Source organism: Facklamia sp. P12955, from assembly GCF_050409565.1.
Lineage (GTDB): Bacteria > Bacillota > Bacilli > Lactobacillales > Aerococcaceae > Facklamia.
The window spans coordinates 72,215-88,032 of the sequence record NZ_JBNUPF010000002.1 but is presented as its reverse complement, the minus strand read 5'-3'; the positions used below and the strand labels follow the sequence as shown (position 1 = coordinate 88,032).

Genomic DNA, 15,818 nt, shown 5'->3' with positions numbered 1-15,818 from the left:
ACAGAAGCTCCCTATTTTTATTTGTTTTATGTCACATATGTATTATCGTCTAACAAGAACTAATCATGATTATTTCCAACAGTTGTTCCAATATTTTCACCAAGAATGACACGTTTAATATTCCCAGGTTCGTTTAAGTTAAAGACAACTAATGGAATGTTGTTATCCATAGACAAGGAAGAAGCCGTAGAATCCATTACTTTTAAGCCTTTAGAGATAACATCCAAGTGGGTTAAATTTTCATATTTAGTAGCTGTTTCATCCGTCTTTGGATCTGCACTGTAAACACCATCCACATTGTTTTTAGCCATCAGAATAACGTCTGCTTCAATTTCAGCCGCTCTCAAAGCAGCAGTGGTATCTGTTGTGAAATAAGGGTTACCAGTACCACCAGCGAAAATAACTACTCGACCCTTTTGAAGATGACGAATCGCACGTCTGCGAATATAAGGCTCAGCTACAGCACGCATTTCAATAGATGTTTGAACTCTTGAGGGGACATCCAGATTTTCTAATGCATCTTGCAAGGATAAAGCATTCATTACAGTTGCTAACATACCCATATAATCTGCTTGTGCCCGGTCCATTCCCATTTCAGCACCAATCGATCCACGCCAAATATTTCCGCCCCCTACAACAATAGCTATTTCAATGCCTAATTGATAAACTTCTTTAAGTTGTTGGGTAATTGAACGGACTGTCGCAGGGTCAATGCCAAATCCATTTTCACCTGCTAAAGCCTCTCCACTCAGTTTTAGAATTGCTCTTTGATATTTTGTTTTAACCATTATTCTCACCCTTCTTTTCCTTTAAAAAGACCCCAGCAAAAACTGGGGTCTCTATTAAATGTTGTAAATTACTTGCCCATTTGAGCGGCTACTTCTTCAGCAAAGTTATCTTTACGTTTTTCAATTCCTTCTCCAACTTCAAAACGTACATACTCAGTAACTTTACCCCCTTTAGCACCAACATAATCTGCAACTTTTTGATCGCCATCTTTAACGAAAGCTTGCTCGTTCAATACGATTTCGCCGTAGAACTTATTCATACGACCTTCAACAATCTTGTCGACAATCTTTTCAGGCTTGCCTTCGTTTAATGTTAGCTCGCGTTGAACAGTTTTTTCGCGTTCAATTACTTCAGCATCTACATCTTCACGATTTAGGTATTTAGGGTTGATTGCAGCAACATGCATCGCAACGTCTTTAGCTACATCTTCATCTTTAGAATCTGCAACGACAGTTAAAACACCAATCCGTCCTCCTTGGTGAGAATATTCACCGAAGACATCATTATCCCCTTTATTTAAAAGGGCAAAGCGACGGAAAGAAAGTTTTTCACCAATTACAATAGTTGATTCTGTAATTAATTCTGCGATTGTTTGTCCATTAACTTCCAAGGCATTGGCTGCTTCCATATCAGCTGGTTTACCTTCAGCAACAGCTTTTACAATATCATTAACTAATGTAATGAACTTGTCATTTTTTGAAACAAAGTCTGTTTCAGAGTTTACTTCAACTAATGCAGCAGTATTTCCATCAATATAGCTTGCAGTTAAACCTTCTGCAGCGATACGGTCTGCTTTCTTAGCAGCCTTTGCAAGTCCTTTTTCACGTAATAAGTCGACTGCTTTGTCCATATCTCCATCAACTTCAACTAAGGCTTTCTTAGCATCCATCATTCCAACACCAGTCATATCACGTAATTCTTTTACTTGTTTTGCAGTTACTTTTGCCATCTATAAAATCCTCCTTGGAAATATCATTCAATAATGTGCTACCTTAATTATTATATCAAAATTATTCAGCTTGCTAAAGCCTAATGTATGTATTTTCATAAAAAAGCTGTCTAAAGATGCTTGGCAACTTTTGACAGCTTTTCTTAATTTATTTATTCAGCTTCAGTCGCTGGAGAGCTTTCAGCTTCTTCTGATTCTGTATTTTCTTCCTTGTTGTCAAATAAGTTATCAAAGAATTGGCTATCCCCTTGCTCATCAGTGTCCACGTCAATTTGACCTTGATTTGCTTCAATTGTTGCTTCTGCCATAGAGCTTGTAATTAATTTAATGGCACGAATGGCATCATCGTTTGCTGGAATAACATAGTCAATCTCATCAGGGTCACAGTTAGTGTCCACCATCGCAACAATTGGAATATTTAATTTACGAGCCTCTTGAACCGCGATACGCTCTTTGCGTGGGTCTACGATAAAGATCACGTCAGGTATTCTTGGCATATCTTTGATACCACCTAAGAATTTTTCTAATCGATCCCACTCTTTACGTAATTCACCGACCTCTTTTTTAGGAAGCACATCGAAAGTTCCATCTACTTCCATTTGCTCTAAAGCTTTTAGACGACGAATACGTCCTTGGATGGTATCCCAGTTTGTTAATAAGCCACCTAACCAACGGTGGTTAATGTAGTACTGACCTGCTCTTTCAGCTTGTTCTTCAATTGCTTGCTGAGCTTGCTTCTTAGTTCCTACGAACAAAGCAACGCCACCATCAGCAACTGCATCTCGCATGAAATTATATGCTTCATCTACCAACTTAACCGTTTTTTGCAAGTCGATGATGTAAATACCGTTACGTTCTGTAAAGATGTAACGTTTCATTTTAGGATTCCAGCGACGTGTTTGGTGTCCAAAGTGCACACCAGCTTCTAACAATTGTTTCATTGAAATAACTGCCATATTATAAACTCCTTTTGGTTTTGTATTTTCCTCCGCTAGTTTCATTTAGCTATTAGACTCATGAGAGCACCCTAGTAACTATCCACTAACGTGTGAATTGTGCCTAAGCACTCTTATAAATATAAGCTATTCGATCAAAAAATGCAAATGAATTTTTGCTTTTAAACTATTTTAATTCAACTTTACTTTTTTCACTCATACATTTGCTTTATAACGCTCCATTCGGCTAAACTAAGAGCTAGGAGGTGTCAGCATGTCATCATTATATACTTATTTAGAGCAATATGGTCAATTAAGCTTTCAAGAGGAACCCTTTAATGAACTAGATGCTGCGATTATCTTAGAACTAACCTACCTCCCTATCGATCGGTTTTTTACCGATTCAATGGATTTTAAAGATGGTTTAACTTTTAAGCATCTAGCTAGACTATACCAACCCTTTAACCAATATTTTCAAGAAACCGATCAAACAATGGCCAATCCTTTTAGGAGTCAACTGATTAAAAAAATCGCAGACTATCGTCGGTTTAAAAATTTAAGAATTAGTGGTTTTTTAAACTCAATAGACTTTAAATTAGAAACTCAGTCAGCCTTTCTATTAGTAGATTTAGGAAACAACTTCCTTTTCGTTTCTTTTCGTGGCACCGATGACATGATAGTAGGTTGGAAGGAGGATATCATCCTCACCTACCAATCATCCATTCCGGCACAAATTATTGCGAGCCAATACCTTGAAAAAGTCATTCAAGCTCATCCAACCAGTCATTTAATATTAGGAGGACATTCTAAAGGAGGCCACTTAGCTCTCTATGCAGCTAGCCAAATGTCTCTTGAAACTATTAGTCAGATTAAAATAATTTACACTTTGGATTCACCTGGCTTTCATACCGTTAACTTGCGTCAAAATAAGATGAAACGTGTGAACCAAAAGCATATCCGTATTATTCCTGAAGATAGTATTATTGGTAACTTGCTTTTCCATGATCAAAAAGCCATTATAATTAAAAGTAAAAAGCGTGGACTGATGCAACATAATCTAGCAAATTGGAAAATTGAAGGGAAACAATTTCAACGAGCGAAACAATTAACAATCACCAGCCAAAGTATCAATCAAATCAATAAAAACTGGATCTTGCGAAACTCTCCCGCCAGACGAAAACGTATTATCTCTGCTCTAATTGACTTAATTGATGCCTGTGAAGCGCAATCGATTAACCAACTCATTAATCAGCCAACCTATTATCTTAACAAAGTTCATTACCGTTTTAGACAATTTGACCTATCCTTGCAAAAGGATTTGCGTGATTTTGCTAAACAGTATATTCAATTTTTTAGAAATGATTTAAGACAATATCATTTAATAAATCTCAATCAATCGATTATCGAAGCGCGAAAGAACTTTAAACAAATGGTAAAAGTATTTTATAATGCCTTTGGCAGCGATAAAAAAAAATCCTATTCTGATAAATAACAGAATAGGATTTTTTTATTTTCTAGACCTAGGCGGTCCTAGAATTTCTGACCATATAATGGCTTCTTTTAACTGATTGGAATGGTTGGTAGAATCCTCTCGAGAGCTTAATCGTTGAACCTGCATTGGTTGACTAAACTCAGCTAACTCTTCCCCTTCAATAATGAATTGTTCCATTTCATAGTCCATATCAGAAAAATCATTAAAATCTTGGGTAACCGTTGAAGATTTAGCGATTAAATCTCCTTTGCTAGGATGCTCTTGAAATTCATTCACAAAATCCTCGTAGTATTTAGCAATTTCTAATAATTTTTCACGGTTAGGGTGATATGCCGACAATTGAATAGCTTTATCTTTAACTGCTTGAGGACCTTGCTCAATCAATTGATTTACTTGTTTTTTTAAATCGTTAGAAAAAGATTGAATATCCTTTCGATATTTTCTTTTTAAACGATCGATTGTTTGAGGATCTACATCAATCTTTCCTTCTTGAATTTTATTAACTTCTGATTCAAATTTTTTCTCTGATTCTTCATCGGTCTCAAAGAAATTATCGAGATTGGGATACTTTTCATGATAAGTAGTTGTTTCTAATTGATCTAAACTTTGAAACATTTTATCCTTAATGGAATCAAAAGAACCATTCTGACGATTCATTTTTTTTATTTTTGAACCGAAATAGTTGATAATAAATCCCAGAATTATAATTTCAAAAAATCCCATTATAATCACTCATTTTCATTATTATATGGCGTACCACTTTTTGCAATCGATTCACGCATTTGTGTATCTGATTGAATATTTTCTAAATCATAATAATCCTTAATACCGATACGCCCATTACGGAAGGCTTCAGCAACAGCTAGAGGAACTTGAGATTCCGCTTCAACCACCTTGGCACGCATTTTCTGAACTTCGGCAATATTTTCTTGCTCTTGAGCAACGGCTACTGCACGACGCTCTTCAGCCTTAGCTTGAGCAATCTTCTTATCTGCTTCCGCTTGATCGGTTTGTAATTTAGCTCCAATATTACGTCCGACGTCAACGTCAGCAATATCAATCGAAAGTATTTCAAAAGCAGTTCCTGAGTCTAAACCTTTTCTAAGGATTGTTTGCGAAATGGAATCGGGATTTTCCAATACAATGGAGTGGGTCGAAGCTGAACCTACAGTCGTTACAATACCTTCCCCTACACGGGCAATGATTGTTTCTTCACCCGCACCACCTACTAATCGTTCAATATTAGCACGTACAGTAACTTTAGCTTTGGCTTTAACTTCAATACCATCCATAGCTACACCTGCAATAACCGGTGTTTCAATAACCTTCGGGTTAACTGAAACTTGAACGGCTTCAAAAACATTTCGCCCTGCTAAATCAATAGCGGCAGCTTGTTCGAACTCTAAATCAATATTAGCACGCTGGGCAGCTATCAAGGCATCAACCACTTGGTTAACGTCTCCACCTGCTAAAAAATGAGCTTCTAATTGATCAGTTGTAATCGGTACACCGGCTTTGGTGGCTTTAATTAAGGGATTAACAATATAAGCAGGCTTAACTCTTCTTAAGCGCATCCCTATTAAATCACCTATTGAAACTTTAGCGCCGGAAAAATAAGCAGTTACCCATAAGCCAATTGGAACAAATCTTAAGAACACTGAAATCAAGAAAATCAGTAATATAATAATAACTACAGTCATCACTATGGGTGACCCTTCATCCAGATAAAAATTATCCATTCATTTCGCTCCTTACATAAATTTTTTTGTCAACAACTTTGACAATTTTAATCGGTTGGTTAGCAGCTATCATCTCTTCTAGACTGTATGCTTCAAAATAATGATCATCGACTTTTATTTTACCAACCGGCCTCAAGCCTCCTACCGTTATTCCTTCTTTACCAACTAAGCTTGCAAGATAAGTATGATCCTTAGTCTCTGAATTGGAATTTGCATCTTTGTTAATTGCTTTATCCAAGATAAAATCGGGACTAAACTGCAAATTGTAACCCATCTTATTAAAAATCAAGAATAAAATGAGAACAATCGCTAAGCTAGCTAATACAATTAGAGTAACAGTCGATAAATCTTGAAACTTTAGCCATAAACCTAAAATAAAAGCGATTAAGCCAACTGATCCTGTTAAACCTAAATCTGGTATATACACCTCAAGAATCAGCAATATGACACCAATCATAAAGATTAAATAGTGCAATATTGCTTGGCCTTCTATCCCAAAAAACATGGCAAAAAGAACAGCTGCAATGGACCATAATAACCAAGTCCAGCGCGTATATAATGATACTACTAAAGCACTAATTGCTAGAAAAAAACTTATAAGCATGAAACCACCTCCTTTAGTTAAATTATATCATGAAATTGCTTTCATTAGTAGCAAAATCATGCGAACTAAAGTCTTATAATTTCATATTTAAATAAAAACTCCTAATTAAGGGTAGGCACTGCACCCCATAAATAGGACAGAATAAAAACACCTTTGTTAGGCTGCTTGTTGGCGTTTTAATTCGATTTTGAGTGGATTTATCTCGCTAAGTTCTTCGAATCCTTTGCCATAAGTCTATTGTTTACCTCCGGCTTGATTGAAGCGCTAGGTTTGACTTTAACGATCCCAAGGCCAGCAAGTTTTTACTTGAGACGTGTTCTTAATGTTTCATTCATCTATTATTTGTTTATTAGTCCGGCCTTCATTTTTCATTTCAATACATTTCGATTTTGTTTCTGCAGAGTAAGCTAGGTGATTAACCCTAATCAAACACCTCCATTAAATTCATTTCACACGAATTCAACGGAGGTGTTTTTATGTTTGCCTCACTATTTGGGGTCAGTGCCTAAATCAGGGAGGGAGTTTAATAAAATTAATTAAAATCTTGATTTGACTCTTGATTATCATCAGCTACTTGCTTAAAAGAGTCGTATTTAGCAATATGTAATAACTTTTGTCTTTCTTCGTAAGAATAAGTCTCACGCTCTAGGACATCGCGCTTAATTATTTTGTAGATAGCGGAAGCTATCGGAACTCCTAGCAACATACCAGCTACTCCGTATAGTCCCCCGCCAATGGTTACAGCGAATAAAACCCACATACCTGGCAATCCTATCGATCCTCCCACAACTCGTGGATAAATGACATTTCCTTCGAATTGCTGGATGAGAATGATAAAGATAATAAACCATAATGCCTGGGGAACCGATTGCACTGAAATTAATAAGGCACCAATAGCTCCTGAAATATAAGCGCCTAGCATAGGAACCAAAGCAAAGAAACCAGTTAGAGATCCAATCATTCCAGCATAAGGAAATCTAAAGATCCACATACCTACGGTAACTAAAAAACCTAATATGATTGCTTCAATCACAGATCCTGTAAAGAAATGTTTAAAAGAGTCATTCAATGTCGTTAACACATAAAATATTCTGCGTGATACCGGCTTACTAGTATAAGTGGTAACGATTCTTAAAAATTGGTCCATTAGTTTTTCTTTCGATAACAGTAAATAGATAGAGAAAATGAAGGCCAATACTCCATTAATAATAATAGAAGTTAAAGAACCGACCGTAGAGAGGGTGGTATTTACTACTCCAGTGATAAATCGATTTCCCATATCTTGAATACTTTTAAGAATATCAGCCCAATTTATTTCAAAACGGTCTAAGAATTCCATCGATTCTGCTGGTAACATTTTCTCAAGATTGGTAAGTGCTTCTTCTATGCGAGTAATTTGAAAGGGAACAGCTGTAATAAACTCTGTAATTACATTGTAAACTTGTGGTAAGACCAAGCCTAAGACAAATAACAATACTAAAATAATTGTTATAAGAGACAAAAGAATGGCGATCGGGCGTCGGTAGGGTTTAATCCAACTTTTATCTGAGACTTTCTTTAGCAAGTCTTCATAACGCACCATTAAAATATTTAAAACATAAGCAATCGCGAGGCCCGAAAGAATCGGTAAAAAAACTTGGCCTAAACGATTAATCCATGAAAAAATCACATCATAATTAAAGATTGCTAAGACTAAACCAGCAATTAAAAAGATGTAGCGAACAACAATTTTATCTAATCTATCAATTTGTTTCAAAAGCATTCCCCTTTCTCATGCATTCTATTCTAGCATCTTTTAGTCCTTTTTACACCATTTAGAAGGTATGTTTTCACTAGTTTAATTGTAAAAAAGGCCCTGATAATCAATCAGGACCCTAACTTATAGTAAAAGATTTAATTAGAAGATTTGGCAATTAATTACCGGATGCTAAACCTTCAAATTGCAAATGATCATTAGCTAAATCCACTTTTACAAGTGAGTTTGGCAGAATATCACCCGCTATAATCGCTTTAGCTAATGGATTTTCCAATTCTTTAGTAATAAAACGTAATAAAGGACGGGCTCCATAAATCGGATCATAACCTTTATCCGCTAGCCAATTGATGGCTTCTGAGGTTAATTGGAGTTCAATTTCTTGATAAGCCAAACGATGACGTAAATCTTTTAAGAATTTCTCTACTACACCTTGTAAATCTGCTCGAGTTAAAGGTTTAAAGAGAACGACATCATCAATTCGGTTGAGAAATTCAGGTTTAAAGTGGTTGCTTAAAGCTTGATTTACTTGTGTTTCTACTTCAGCTAGAATTTCTCCCTTATCACTCACTCCTTCTAATAATAAATGAGAAGCAATATTAGAAGTCATGATTAAAACAGTGTTTTTGAAATCTACAACACGACCTTTAGAATCAGTCAGACGGCCATCATCTAAAACTTGTAAGAGAATATTAAAAACATCTGGGTGAGCTTTTTCAATCTCGTCTAATAAGACAATGGAATATGGACTACGTCTTACAGCTTCTGTTAATTGGCCACCTTCTTCATAACCAATATAACCTGGAGGGGCCCCGACTAAACGAGAAACGGAATGCTTCTCCATGTACTCAGACATATCGATTCGAACCATGTGGTTTTCATCATCGAATAAGACTTCGGCCAAGGACTTGGCTAATTCTGTTTTACCAACACCGGTTGGACCTAGGAAGAGGAAGGAACCAATTGGTTTACGTGGATCTTGCAAACCAGCTCTTGATCTTAGGATAGCTTGTGTTACTTTTTCTACCGCTTCATCTTGCCCCATCACTCTTTGATGAAGCGTTTGATCCAAGTGCATTAACTTGGTTCTTTCTCCTTCAACTAAGCGACTGACTGGAATACCAGTTAATCTTTCAACTACTTTGGCTATTTCAACATCAGTCACACGTTCTTGAGTTAACCGTTCAGTATCAGACTGTAAAGTTTCTTCTGCTTTAGCCTCTAACTCTTTTAATTCTTGCTCTAAATGCGGAATTTCGCCATGCTGTAAGCGAGCCGCTGCTTCAAGATCATAATTACTCTGAGCTTCTTCTAACTGTCTACGCGCATTATCTAAGGCTTCTCGCTTATCTCTTAAAGCGTTAGAAGCTTCTTTTTCTACTTCCCAACGCATTTTCAGTTGATTGGCTTCTTCTCTTAAATCAGCCAATTCTTCTTGAAGATTTTCTAAACGTTTCTTAGAAGCCTCATCAGATTCTTTTTTCAAGGCAGCCTCTTCAATTTCTAATTGCATTAACCGTCGGTTGACAGCATCCATTTCAGTTGGCATAGAATTCATTTCTACGCGAATAGTAGCAGATGCCTCGTCAACTAAGTCAATTGCCTTATCTGGTAAGAAACGATCGGTAATATATCGATGTGATAAGGTTGCAGCGGCCACTAAGGCATTATCATGGATATTGACCCCATGGTGAATCTCGTAACGTTCCTTTAGACCTCTTAGGATAGAAATAGTATCTTCAACTGTTGGTTCTTGGACTAAAACGCGCTGGAATCGACGTTCTAAGGCCTTATCTTTTTCAATGTTTTCACGATACTCGTCTAAGGTTGTCGCACCAATACAGTGCAACTCTCCCCTTGCTAGCATCGGTTTTAACAAATTACCAGCGTCCATCGATCCTTCTGTCTTACCTGCACCAACAATGGTATGAATCTCATCAATGAAGAGTAAAATTCTCCCTTCGGATTCTTTTACCTCTTTAAGAACGGCTTTTAAACGTTCCTCAAATTCTCCACGATATTTTGCTCCTGCTATTAAGGAGCCCATATCTAAGGAATAAAGTTCCTTATCTTTTAAGTTTTCGGGAACATCTTTGCGAACAATTCGATGGGCCAATCCTTCGATAATGGCTGTTTTACCTACACCTGGCTCACCAATTAGAATCGGATTGTTCTTGGTTTTTCTAGATAAAATTCTGATAACATCACGAATTTCTTCATCACGACCGATTACTGGATCCAGCTTATTATTTTTAACCGCATCATTAAGATTCGTTGCATATTTATCTAGAGACTCATAAGTCTCTTCTTGGTTTTGTGATGTCACACGATCTCCCCCTCTTAATTTCTCAATTCTTTCTCTTAGTAGGGACTCATTAATAGCCTTTTGGTTTAACCATTTGGTCAATGGATTATTTTTTTGCTTATATAAAGCTAGTAGAATCACTTCAGTGGCTAAGTATTCATCCTTATATTTCTTTGCTATTTGACTGGCGTCATTCAATAACTGAGTAAATCTTTGACTAAAGTGTTGGCCATATTGAATATTTTGACCGGCAACTTGAGGTAATTGATCAATTTCTCCTTCAATCACTGCTTGAAAAGCCGACCGATCAACACCTATATCTTCATATAATTTTGCAGCATAATGGTCTGCTTGAATAAATATACGCCATAAATGCGGGATATCAATCTCTTGATGCTGTCTTCTAATAGCAATTTGTTGCGCTTCAGCTATGGCGCTTTGCAAAGTGGTTGTCATTTTTTCTATCATATTCTCACTCCTTAAGGTCAGAATTGGTCAAATTGTTTAATCTATATTAAAAGCTCTCTCAAAGAGCTTAAATTGAGTATAACCTATTGGTCAGGAATGGTCAATAGGTTGGGGCAAAATTTTTAGGAAAAAATAAACTTCTACTAAATTACTTAAATTATTTTAAAAAGTAATTAATTTCCACTTGTATAGAATCTAAATCAATCAATGAATGATCCTGATAATATTTCTTAATAGTCTTTTGACTCTGATCAATTATAAAATTTAATTGATGCCAGTCTGAGAGGTCAAGTGCATATTCTTCAATTAATAGAGAGATTCGTTGTAAGACTATATCCTTAATTCGATTCCTTTCGATACTGATTAAGAGCGGAAAGCCACTACGAATATCTGTGGCGATCATTGAGGAGGGTAAAAGAAGAATCAGTTTGAAAACCAATTGATTGATTTGGTCTTGGCTAACTTTTTCAATATAAGAACTTAAATCCACCCGATGGTCTAACCATTGTTTAGTTTTTTGCAAGCAATCACCTTTCTTATTATTCAAAAAAATCTTTTCTTTCTAAAGATAGCTTTTCTACGTACTCCCATATCTGATCGATCTCTTTAAGAGAAGCTGCCTTTAAAAAGCTGGCCATCTTAACAATTTCTTTAAATGGAACCCGATGATAAGCAGGTTCGTGGTTGAAGTATGTATTTTGACTATAGGGTTGATCGATGATGGATTCCACAAATTCTACCGTATCTTGATAAGGAACAAGCGGATCATTTTCGCCATGCCAAATATATAAAGGGCGATTGGCTATCTTTTCGGCTTGCTTACTTAAATCTGACTGATAAATAATGGCAAATTCTTTATGTGTTTCTTTTAAAAGTTGATTATTCGTTAGACTTTGATTAGATGATGACTGGTTATTAATAATATTTTGATCAATCAACTTAGAAATGTGCGCACTCCCCATTAAGGAAACGGCTGCTGAAAGAAATGGGTGTCTACTGAGTAAAAGTAAAGTGGTCATTGCTCCCATTGACATTCCCGAAACTGCCACAAAATTATCCTTAATCGTCGATTTAAAATGGTCGAATAATAATGGAAATTCTTCTATATTAGCTCGAAGAGCCATTAAAAAACCTTGCAATTCTAGCGACTTTCTATCCCCTCTTTTCCCATGTAAATAGGCATCTGGCATGACTACTCGAAAGCCTTGTCGGGCAATTTCCATACCAAAATGTAAATGTTCACCAGCTGAGTTGGTCCATCCATGATAGAAAAAAACAAGTGGTAAGGGCTGATTCACTTGCTCACTAGGAGATAGAGTCCGTCCTGGAAGAGGGCCAAATGGCCCATCTTCAATCACAAAATCAGAAACCATGATATCCATTACATCACTCCTAAAGCTATCTTGGCATAGCGTGATAATTTATCTAAAGACCAGGGTGGATCAAAAGTAATAGTAACTTCAACATTATTAACTTGAGGAACATCTTCGAAAGTTCCATTTAATTCATCCACAATAACATCTGCCATTGGGCACATTGGAGTAGTTAGAGTTAATAAAATCTTTAAAATCCCCTCTTCAGTTAAATCGGCTCGATAAATCAAACCTAAATTAATTAAATCGACCCCTAATTCAGGGTCAATCACATTCGATAAACGATCCACAATCATACGTTCTTCATCATTTAAACTTTTTGTGTCGCGCATTTTTTCTAAATCCATTCAAACGCCTCACTTTCTTTGTTTTCATTCTACATCAATTCAAGCTTTTAGCCAATAATCATGAATAGTTGCCCTTAAGCTTTCATCTTTGCTATAATCGAAGCAATCTCTAAAGGAGGCGAATTAATGAGCCAACATATGATTGCCATTGATTTAGATGGCACTACTCTAAACAATCAATCCAAACTTACTCCTTTAACGATTCAAACATTGCAAAAATTAGATCACATGGGTCATTTAGTTTGTATCGTTACTGGAAGACCTTATCGGACTAGTAAAGAAATTTATCAAGTCTTAAACATCGTTACACCTATGGTTAATTTTAACGGTGCCTATTGTCACTTCCCTGACCGACCTGAGTGGCTAGCAAGTTACTACCATGAGTTAGATCGTGAAATAGTCTTTGATTTATTTAACCGGCAAGATGAATTAGGCATTCAGCTAGTTTGTGCCGAAGGTAAGGAGCGTCTTTATACTTCCTCAATGAATCTTCCTGAGTCACCCTATTATCCAGCCGAAGACGCAAGCTATCAAAAACTTTCTCGACAAACTCTCATTCATAATCCGATTGCTGTAACCCTTTTCACTTCGGAAGCAGACCAAATACCTATTCAAAAGAAAATCATGGCTAGCTATCCAAATCAAGTTTCTGTGCGAACTTGGGGGGGTGAAATACCCGTTTTAGAAGTGGTTAGTAAAAATTTACACAAGGCAGTGGGTGTTAAAACCATTGCTGACTTCTATCATATTCCTCGTCAAAATATTCTAGCCTTCGGTGATGAAGATAACGACTTGGAGATGATTGAATTTGCAGGTCATGGCGTGGCAATGAGTAATGCCATCCAACCCCTCAAAGATATTGCTAACGATATTACTGAGCATTCCAATGATCAAGATGGTCTGGCTCATTATCTTATCGATTATTTTAATCTTTCTTTTAACTAATAATAAGTTATTACTTTATTTCTGGCTTCACTTTGATATAATTTATTTGAAGAGAAAATTCTAATCTTGCTTATTGAAGGAGGCGTTATGATGTTGAAGCAACTTTTCAGTTTGAAAAAATTCAGAAGCTGCATTCAATCACTCTTTCTGAATAGAAACTCTTCCACTCAGCCTGCATTTCTTGGAGGTAACTTCTCAATTAAAATAATCAACTCACATACCCCCTAACCAATTTTTGGTGGGGGTATTTTATTTTATGTCAAGTAAGTGCAGAGACTAATTTGTGAAAGGAGTGTTGGGATTGTCATTAACTCAAACTAAAAAGAAAGGTTAAGGTGATCCAAATGCTTAAAATGCACGTATCTCGCTCCTAGGCGTTAATAGGAATAAAGTAAACCATCCTTTTAGCAAAAGTAATCAGAAACTAAAAAAGAGCAAAGGAAGAATGTACTGACTCCCGAAAGTTGGATTTCATGGTCCAACTTCTTGGGGTCACTATATCCCTTGCTCTTTTACTTTGTTTAGAAATCGTCATCCTCATGCTCGATTCCATCATATAATTGGTCAAATTCCATCGGCAGGTTGAAAAAGCTAAAGTCTTCGGATTCCTCTTCTAATGGTCTGTCGACTTGAACTTGTTTCCTCATAGCCTTTTGTTGGTCTCTACTAAAGAAATGACCTACCACTTTATTCGAACGAATAAAGTTAATAAAAGCTTTAGGGTCTGTTTGTCGAATGGCTTGCTCTAAGGGGAACATTTCATAGCGGTTTAAAACAACCATTAAGACATCTCGTTTATCACGCGAGTAGCCACCTTGTCCTTCAAGAATAGTTACTCCTCGAACAATTGACTTATAAATAGCGTTGACTACTTCATCCGTATTATTAGTCACTACTAAAGCTGTAAGGCGTTGCTCATTGGTATGAATGGCATCAATTGTTTTAGCTAAGGCATAAATGGAGATCAAGGTATAAAGGGCAAATTCCCAATCATATAATAAGCCAGAAGCTAAAATAATTAATGAGTTGATGGCAAAACCAATGAATGCCACATTCATATCAGTAGCACGAGAAATTACCAAAGTAATAATATCTAAACCACCACATGACATACCATATTTAATAGTTATCCCAGAACCAATGCCACAAATCACTCCACCTATAATCGCATTAAGCAACGGATTAGAAGAAATGACTGTTAAAGGAATCATATTAGTTGCTAAGGAAGATACAAAAACAACAATTAAGGTCCAAATAGTAAATTGCTTTCCTAATTTCACCCATGAAAGAATAATAATCGGAATATTAAATAGAAAATAGATATTCCCTACTGTCATATAAGGACCTATAACTGGGATATTCACTGCAAAGTAGTTTAAAATTTGTGCTAAACCAGAAGTACCTGATGAGAAAATATTTCCAGGCATTAAAAAGAGTTTTAAGCCAATACCTATACATAAGGCAGCTGTTAAGGCCACCGTCAGTTCAAATAAAAAGTTTAGCCAAGGTCTTTGTTGTATATATTCAATGATCAATTTATTTTTCCTCCATTAAATCATTGGATTAGCAGATTCGCCTAATTTCTTTTCCAGTTCAACAAGTAATGCACGCGCAATACTAGAACCCATTACCAATACTTCATAAATTAAAGTAGGGTCTTGAGTGGCTCTTAGTAGGTTACGCAGGTAAATTTCACCATCTCCTGCCAAATAAAGGTTATAATAACCTGTTTTAGCTTCGTTTAATTCATTGATTGCTTCTAATGCTTCAGGGCGCTGATTATAATCTTTTAATAAATGAACATGACGGTAAATAATCTGAGCATCTAAATGAGCGCCTTTAGCATTTTGAATAATCACTTCTACAACAAGTCTACGCTCTTTACTCACCTTAAATTGAAAACGATATAGGTGGTTTCCGTCTTGAATTTCTTGGTAATTAGCAGGTAATTTCTTTTCTTTTAGTAAAGCATCAAATCTTTCTTTAAATTCTGACATTAATTTCCCTCTTTCCTCACAATAAGTGTAATCGAATTTAAGTATATCAAAGTTTGACTTTGAAACAAAGGATTGACTTTCACAATTAAATTGCATAGCTTATAGATAGAATCATAAAAAAT

The 15,818-nt window shown here is 36.1% G+C and carries 15 protein-coding genes; 2 read left to right on the top strand and 13 right to left on the bottom strand.

Features of this window, described 5'->3' with window-relative positions:
- Positions 1–59: 59 nt before the first annotated feature.
- From pyrH to rpsB, 3 genes are all read right to left on the bottom strand, one after another.
- The gene (pyrH, locus tag ACQV2G_RS01045; protein ID WP_428873933.1) at positions 60–788 is read right to left on the bottom strand and encodes a UMP kinase; all 729 of its coding nucleotides are present in this window, start codon (positions 786–788) and stop codon (positions 60–62) included.
- 68 nt (positions 789–856) lie between these two features.
- On the bottom strand, positions 857–1,738 hold the full coding sequence (gene tsf / locus ACQV2G_RS01040; protein WP_428873932.1) for a translation elongation factor Ts: 882 nt from the start codon (positions 1,736–1,738) through the stop codon (positions 857–859).
- Positions 1,739–1,890: 152 nt separating this feature from the next.
- Complete coding sequence (rpsB, locus tag ACQV2G_RS01035; protein WP_428873931.1) at positions 1,891–2,694, bottom strand: 30S ribosomal protein S2; 804 nt, start codon at positions 2,692–2,694, stop codon at positions 1,891–1,893.
- A 253-nt stretch (positions 2,695–2,947) separates the two neighbouring features.
- Between rpsB and ACQV2G_RS01030 the strand changes: the two genes are divergently transcribed.
- Entirely contained in the window at positions 2,948–4,165 is a 1,218-nt protein-coding gene (locus ACQV2G_RS01030; RefSeq protein ID WP_428875830.1) for an Mbeg1-like protein, read from the top strand.
- Between the two features lie 15 nt (positions 4,166–4,180).
- On the opposite strand, the gene ACQV2G_RS01025 is transcribed toward ACQV2G_RS01030, so the two are convergent.
- The 8 genes from ACQV2G_RS01025 to ACQV2G_RS00990 all read right to left on the bottom strand — a co-directional run bounded on the left by ACQV2G_RS01025 (position 4,181) and on the right by ACQV2G_RS00990 (position 12,754).
- Positions 4,181–4,888, bottom strand: coding sequence for a hypothetical protein (locus tag ACQV2G_RS01025; RefSeq protein WP_428875828.1), 708 nt, complete (start codon positions 4,886–4,888; stop codon positions 4,181–4,183).
- 5 nt (positions 4,889–4,893) lie between these two features.
- A complete protein-coding gene (floA, locus tag ACQV2G_RS01020) occupies positions 4,894–5,865 on the bottom strand; it encodes a flotillin-like protein FloA (RefSeq protein ID WP_428875832.1) in 972 nt (323 codons plus the stop codon).
- A gap of 31 nt (positions 5,866–5,896) precedes the next feature.
- Positions 5,897–6,508, bottom strand: a complete 612-nt coding sequence (locus ACQV2G_RS01015) for an NfeD family protein (protein ID WP_428875442.1) — start codon at positions 6,506–6,508, stop codon at positions 5,897–5,899.
- Positions 6,509–7,040: 532 nt separating this feature from the next.
- Positions 7,041–8,264 (bottom strand): AI-2E family transporter, encoded by a 1,224-nt coding sequence (locus tag ACQV2G_RS01010; protein ID WP_428873927.1) that lies wholly within the window; start codon positions 8,262–8,264, stop codon positions 7,041–7,043.
- Positions 8,265–8,421: 157 nt separating this feature from the next.
- Positions 8,422–11,034, bottom strand: a complete 2,613-nt coding sequence (gene clpB / locus ACQV2G_RS01005; protein WP_428873926.1) for an ATP-dependent chaperone ClpB — start codon at positions 11,032–11,034, stop codon at positions 8,422–8,424.
- Between the two features lie 157 nt (positions 11,035–11,191).
- Entirely contained in the window at positions 11,192–11,557 is a 366-nt protein-coding gene (locus tag ACQV2G_RS01000; protein WP_428873925.1) for a hypothetical protein, read from the bottom strand.
- Between the two features lie 16 nt (positions 11,558–11,573).
- Positions 11,574–12,416, bottom strand: coding sequence for a serine aminopeptidase domain-containing protein (locus ACQV2G_RS00995; RefSeq protein WP_428875826.1), 843 nt, complete (start codon positions 12,414–12,416; stop codon positions 11,574–11,576).
- Complete coding sequence (locus tag ACQV2G_RS00990; RefSeq protein WP_428873923.1) at positions 12,416–12,754, bottom strand: metal-sulfur cluster assembly factor; 339 nt, start codon at positions 12,752–12,754, stop codon at positions 12,416–12,418. Before ACQV2G_RS00990 ends, ACQV2G_RS00995 begins: the two co-directional genes overlap by 1 nt.
- Before the next feature lie 126 nt (positions 12,755–12,880).
- Between ACQV2G_RS00990 and ACQV2G_RS00985 the strand changes: the two genes are divergently transcribed.
- The gene (locus ACQV2G_RS00985) at positions 12,881–13,699 is read left to right on the top strand and encodes a Cof-type HAD-IIB family hydrolase (protein WP_428875824.1); all 819 of its coding nucleotides are present in this window, start codon (positions 12,881–12,883) and stop codon (positions 13,697–13,699) included.
- Positions 13,700–14,220: 521 nt separating this feature from the next.
- Here ACQV2G_RS00985 and ACQV2G_RS00980 read toward each other — a convergent pair.
- Entirely contained in the window at positions 14,221–15,234 is a 1,014-nt protein-coding gene (locus ACQV2G_RS00980; protein WP_428873921.1) for a YitT family protein, read from the bottom strand.
- A gap of 15 nt (positions 15,235–15,249) precedes the next feature.
- Positions 15,250–15,696, bottom strand: a complete 447-nt coding sequence (locus tag ACQV2G_RS00975) for a hypothetical protein (RefSeq protein WP_428873920.1) — start codon at positions 15,694–15,696, stop codon at positions 15,250–15,252.
- Positions 15,697–15,818 lie beyond the last annotated feature (122 nt).